This window comes from uncultured Microbacterium sp., from assembly GCF_913776565.1.
In the GTDB taxonomy this organism is placed as follows: Bacteria; Actinomycetota; Actinomycetes; order Actinomycetales; family Microbacteriaceae; genus Microbacterium.
Map to the genome: position 1 here is coordinate 1 of NZ_CAJYPF010000006.1, position 5,622 is coordinate 5,622.

The following is a 5,622-nucleotide window of genomic DNA, read 5'->3' on the forward strand; positions in this document are numbered from 1 at the left end:
AGCCATGGATGCCGAGCGCGAGAAGCAGCCGATCGAACCCGGGCCCGAGCCCGACACGTCCACCGCGGCCGAGGGCGAGCGTTCGGATCCGTCGCTGGACGGGGACGATCAGCCCATCGAGTGACTCCTCGACGTCGAGACGGACGCCGGCACGGCGAGGGGCGGATGCCTAGGCTGGACGGGCCCACCCCGTCTCGAGGAGGACCGTGTTCCGCACGCCCCTGACCCTGTTCCGCACCCTCGCCATCGCCGAGGCGGTCTCGTGGACGCTGCTCATCGGCGGTCTCATCCTGCGTGCCACGGCGGACCTGCCTATCGCGGTCTCGATCGGCGGCGGCATCCACGGGTTCGTCTTCCTGGCCTACGGGGCGACGGCCGTGCTCGTCGCGCTTCATCAGCGGTGGGGGTTCGGCCCCGCCGCGATCGCGGTCGTGAGCGCGGTGATCCCCTATGCGACGGTGCCGACCGAGATCTGGCTGCACCGCACCGGACGCCTGCGCGGCGCGTGGCGTCTGGACGAGACCGACGATCCGCGCGACCGGCGACCGACCGATCGGGTGCTGCGCTTCTTCCTGCGCCGCCCCGCGGTGCTGGCCCTGGCCCTGGTGGCGGCGGTCGCCCTGGTGTTCGCGGTGCTGCTGATCGTCGGCCCGCCCGGCGGCAAGGGCTGACCCCCGCCGTCACCCCGGGCTCATCGCGACTGGATGCGCACGCTCGCGGGGGCGACCCGGCAGGTGGCGGTGAAGGTCTGGACCGTGCCCGAGACGGTCGCCGTCGCGCGACCCGCGCCGATGGAGGCGAGTGCGCGTCCGGTGGCGTTCAGCGACGCCTCGTCCTGCCGGTAGCGGCGTACCGCCCCGCCCAGGCGGCCCGCGTACGACACGTCCAGGGCGACGCCGATGAGGGGGCCGGTGTTCGACGCCACGCGCCACGAGATCGAGACCAGCCCGCCGCCCCGGCCGGTCGCCGTGAGGGTCACGGTGCCGCACTCCTCGCCCCCGACGCTCTCGGTGCGCAGCGGTCGGTCCTCGGGGGTCGTGTCGGCTCCGCAGAGGGGGATCGCGTGCAATCGGGCGTACGCGCGGCCGTTCGGCGTCACGCTCGAGCAGTCCGCGAGCAGGGGAGCCGACGCGGTGTCGGACGGCGGGTCGAGTCGCACGACGGCGCTCGCCGGGGCGGGGGCCGCGACCAGTCCCGCCGCGAGCGCGAAAGCGCTCAGCACCGCCCCGGCCGTGCGCTTCGGCATGCGGACCTCCTCGTCGACGACAGTGACGATACGCCGATTCGCGGGGCGCGGGGCGGCTCTTGCGCGGGGCGCGCGCACCGCCGGGACCCGCCGCCTCCGCCGCCTCAGCGACGGGTCGAGACCGTGACGGTGAACTTGCGGTCCCGCGCGACCTGACGGGTGGGGCCCACCAGTCGTTCGAGCGCGGGGCGGTACTGCAGCGCGGAGTTCCACACGGTCCAGAGCTGGCCACCGGGTGCCAGCACGCGGGCGACGTCGGCGAACATGCGCGGCGCGAGGTGGTCGGTGACCGCGGCCCCCGTGTGGAACGGCGGGTTCAGGGCGACGAAGGTGGCGGTGGCATCCGGAAAGGACGAGAGCACGTCGTCGCGCACCACGCGCACGCGGTCCGACACCCCGTTCGCCGCGGCGGTCGCGCGCGCCGAGGCGACGGCGACGGCGGACTGATCGCACGCGGTCACCCGGAGCTCGGGATGCCGCAGCGCCAGCGTCGCCGCGACCACCCCCGTCCCGCACGCGAGGTCGATCGCCTCGGCGCCGCGCGGCGCGGGCAGGTGCGCGAGCAGGAGCCGCGTGCCGATGTCGATCGACGCCCCCGCGAAGGCGCCCCCGAACGCGCGCACCCTCAGGCCGTCCACCTCGGCCTCGTCGGGCCGTGGGTCGATGCCGTCATGCGGGCCGCGCGCGATGAGAACGCGCGACTTCTGTCGGGCGTGCGAGACGTCGAGTCGGTCGAAGCGACGGCGCAGCACCTCGTTCATCGACACGCTCATGTGCTTGAGGCGCCCGCCGGCGAAGACGACCACGTCGGGGTGCGCGTGCAGGGCGATGAGCCCGGCGATGTCGTCGAGGGCCCGCAGCGATCGCGGAAGCCGCAGCAGCACGACCCGCGCGCCGCGCAACAGCTCCTCGTCGAGGGCATGCGAGGCGAAGGTGCCCTCGAGCCCCGCCTCGGCGGCGTTGGCCGCGAGGGCCCGTTCGCCGAGCAGCTCGTCCTGATGCACGCGGATGCCGCGGGCCCCGGCATCCGCAGCCCCCAGGGTCAGCGCGCCGTAGGCGTCGGCGATCACGACGAGCTCACCGGGGCCGAGGCCGTCGCGCGCGTCGGCGGACTCGTCGAGGATCAGGCGGTCGGCGGCGTCGACGGCGACCAGGTCCGGACCCTCGAGGTCGGGGCGGCGGCGGAGGGCGTCGAACGAGAGAGGCACCGCTTCACGGTACCCGGGCGGTGGGGTGATCGCGTCCGCCCCCCGCGACCGTGCTTACCGGGTGCCGAAGTGGAAGGGCAGGGCCAGCGAGGCCGAGACGAGGATGATGCCGAGCGCGAAGAAGAGCGCGGGAGCGGCGAGGGAGAACGACAGGCCGGTCAGCAGCATGCCGCCGACGAACAGGATGAGCGAGACGATGAACATGAGGATCCCTTCGGTCGCTCCAGGCTATCGTGCCGGGTCGGCGCGTCGGTCCGCGGGCGGGGCGGGTCGCGCTGCGGTCGCATCGATCGGACGGGTGGCGATGCCCAGCGCGGCATGCGCCCACAGGGTGCTGCCGGCGACCGCCGCCGGCATGACGGCGACCGCACCGAGCGGCACGAGGAAGCACAGCTGCGTGGCGACGCCGAAGCCGAGCGCGCGGGTCCGGTGGCGCCGCAGCAACTCGCGCCGGGCGCGCCGGTCGAGGCCCCGAGCCGACAGGGCGCGCGAGGTGAGCTCGTCGGCCAGCAGCCACCCGGTGAGCAGCACGCCGGTGACGAATCCCAGGATGCCGCCGACGAACGGGACGAGCCCGATGGCCCAGGCCACCGCCGCAGCGACGACACCGCGCAGGATCAGGCGGACGCTGTCGCCCGCGGCGCGCCAGAAGCCGTACTCGGCGTCAGGCACCAGACCCGTCGCACTGCGCTCGGTCGCCCGCCAGATGCGGTCGTAGAACGGCTCGCCCACCGCGAGGGTGACCGCCGTGAACGACACCACCGCGATGAGCAGGGCCGCCCCGAACGAGGCGATGCCGATCGCCGTGCGCACGGTCGCCGCCCAGGCCGGCGCCCAGGAGTCGGCGAAGGGCGTCCAGTCGACCACGAGGTCGGGAAGAACGAATCCCCACGTGATCAGGGCCGCCGCGAAGACGATCCCCACGAGCGTTCCGGGGATCAGGCCGAGAGCCATCGCGCCCGGCGTCCGACGCCACTGACCGAGGCCGCGGGCGAGCAGGCCCGCCCCGGCGAGGAATTCACGCATGAGGGGAGTCTCGCAGACCGACGGCGGGGACGGCGGGGTCGGATCCCGCCGTCCAGACCGCGGGGCGTGTCGGTGATCGCTGGCAGGATGCCCCCATGCGGATCCGCACGACGTCGACGCAACGCACCTATCGCTACGTCCGGCTCGCCATCATCGGGGCGACGGTGTTCCTCGCGATCGGCGTTGGCGTGGAGCTAGTGACGCGCGGGGCCCTGCCGTCGGTGAGCGCGGCGTACTACACCCCCGCCGGCCCGGTCTTCGTGGGGGCGTTGAGCGCGATCGCCCTCGCGCTGCTGGCGCTGTCGGGACGCAGCCTCGAGCAGGGGCTGCTCGACGTGGGCGCGGTGCTCGCGCTGGTCGTGGCGTTCGTGCCGACCACGGTCACGGGGGAGCGGTGCGACGGACCGTCGCGCTGCGTCCCGCCGGAGGTGCGCGCCACCGTCGTCGACAACGGCGTGGCCGTGGCATCCGTCGTCCTTCTGGGCGTCGTCGCGGCGGTGATCCTGGCGCGGGTGCAGGGCACGCTGAGTCGCGGAGTGGTCGTCACGACGGCGGTGATCGGGCTGCTCGTGGTGGGCGGGGCGGGATGGGCGGTGGCCGCGCCGTCGGCGTTCCTCACGGCGGCGCACGAGATCGCGGCGGTGGCGTTCTTCGTGATCATCGCGGCCGTCGCCGGCCTGGCCGCATGGCGCCCGCAGCCGGCGGGACGTCGGAGTACCCGCGTGCGCGCCGCGTACGCGGTGGTCGCTGCGGCGATCGCCGCGACCCTGGTCCTGCTCGTCCTCGGTGTCGCGACCGGCGTCGATCGCACGGGCTTTCCTGTGGTGCTGGTGGGGGAGGCGGTCGCGCTGCTGCTGTTCTCGGTGTTCTGGATCGTGCAGACCGTCGAGCTGTGGAACGAGGTCGATCCGACGCTGCGCGGCTGAACCGGGAATACCCCCGGAGGGTGTGCGTTGAAGTTGATACGACGGTGCTCAAGTTGCAAACTTGAGTCAACCGCACTCACGTATCACAGGAGACGGAATTGCCCGACAACTTCACCCCCGGCGCTGGGGAAGACGGCGCCCAGTCGTTCGACGAGTTCCTCGCGCGCTACCTCGCGGGCGAGCAGGCGCGCGCCGAGCGCTCCATCGACCTCAGTCGGTTCCTGAGCGCCCGCACGCAGGACGCCCTGCAAGAGGCCGGACGCTTCGCCCTCGGACGCGGACAGCGCGAACTCGACGCGCTGCACGTGCTGCACGTGCTCGTCGGACGCTCGCCCGCCAAGGACGCCGTCGCGCGCCTGGGCGCCGACCCGGCGGCGATCGCCCGTGCCGCCGAGAGCCGCCTGCCCGCCGCCGGTGCGCCGGCCCACGTCGACGGCGCCGTCGTCGCCGGTTCGGTCCAGCGCGCGCTGTTCCACGCCTTCCAGGTCGCCCGCGCCGCGGGGTCCACGTACGTCGACCCCGACCACCTGTTCTTCGCTCTGGTCCTCGCGCAGGACGCGCCCGCCGGGCAGATCCTGGCGCAGGCCGGTGTCACCGCCGAGGCGCTGACGCAGGGTGTGCGCGAGACGGTCATCGGCGAGACCGAGGCCCCGGATCCCGCCGAGGGGGCGAGCGCCACCCCGAACCTCGACCGCTTCGGCACCGACCTCACCGCGCGCGCCGCCGCCGGGGAGCTCGACCCCGTGATCGGCCGCGCCGACGAGATCGAGCAGACCATCGAGATCCTCAGCCGCCGTACCAAGAACAACCCCGTGCTCATCGGCGAGGCCGGCGTCGGCAAGACCGCCGTCGTCGAGGGACTCGCGCGCGCCATCGTCGCGAACGAGGTGCCCGAGCAGCTGCGGGGCACCCGCATCGTCTCGATCGACCTGGCGGCCATGCTCGCCGGCGCCCGCTACCGCGGCGACTTCGAGGAGCGCCTCACCCAGACGATGGACGAGATCGCGGCATCCGACAAGCTCGTCGTCTTCATCGACGAGGTGCACACGCTCGTCGGAGCCGGAGGCACCGGCGACGGCTCGATGGACGCCGGGAACATCCTCAAGCCCCGCCTCGCGCGCGGCGACGTGCACCTGATCGGCGCGACGACCCTGCGCGAGTACCGCACGATCGAGAAGGACCCCGCCCTCGAACGGCGCCTGCAGCCCGTGCGCGT

The 5,622-nt window shown here is 73.8% G+C and carries 7 protein-coding genes; 3 read left to right on the plus strand and 4 right to left on the minus strand.

The window, feature by feature from the left end:
• Positions 1-206 precede the first annotated feature (206 nt).
• Entirely contained in the window at positions 207-671 is a 465-nt protein-coding gene (locus QZ433_RS00335) for a DUF3817 domain-containing protein (protein ID WP_295779478.1), read from the plus strand.
• A 20-nt stretch (positions 672-691) separates the two neighbouring features.
• Here the strand turns inward: QZ433_RS00335 and QZ433_RS00340 are convergent, their stop codons facing one another.
• From QZ433_RS00340 to QZ433_RS00355, 4 genes are all read right to left on the minus strand, one after another.
• Positions 692-1,246 carry a hypothetical protein gene (locus QZ433_RS00340; protein WP_295779479.1) on the minus strand — a complete coding sequence of 185 codons (555 nt, stop codon included), beginning with the start codon at positions 1,244-1,246 and terminating at the stop codon, positions 692-694.
• 104 nt (positions 1,247-1,350) lie between these two features.
• Positions 1,351-2,454 carry a methyltransferase gene (locus QZ433_RS00345; protein ID WP_295779480.1) on the minus strand — a complete coding sequence of 368 codons (1,104 nt, stop codon included), beginning with the start codon at positions 2,452-2,454 and terminating at the stop codon, positions 1,351-1,353.
• Positions 2,455-2,508: 54 nt separating this feature from the next.
• Positions 2,509-2,658 (minus strand): hypothetical protein, encoded by a 150-nt coding sequence (locus QZ433_RS00350; protein ID WP_013585971.1) that lies wholly within the window; start codon positions 2,656-2,658, stop codon positions 2,509-2,511.
• A gap of 24 nt (positions 2,659-2,682) precedes the next feature.
• Positions 2,683-3,480 carry an EI24 domain-containing protein gene (locus tag QZ433_RS00355; protein ID WP_295779481.1) on the minus strand — a complete coding sequence of 266 codons (798 nt, stop codon included), beginning with the start codon at positions 3,478-3,480 and terminating at the stop codon, positions 2,683-2,685.
• A 95-nt stretch (positions 3,481-3,575) separates the two neighbouring features.
• Between QZ433_RS00355 and QZ433_RS00360 the strand changes: the two genes are divergently transcribed.
• Positions 3,576-4,406: a hypothetical protein gene (locus QZ433_RS00360; protein ID WP_295779482.1), complete on the plus strand. Its 831-nt coding sequence runs from the start codon at positions 3,576-3,578 to the stop codon at positions 4,404-4,406.
• 98 nt (positions 4,407-4,504) lie between these two features.
• Positions 4,505-5,622: Clp protease N-terminal domain-containing protein (locus QZ433_RS00365; RefSeq protein WP_295779483.1), on the plus strand; the 1,118-nt coding region annotated here is incomplete at its 3' end.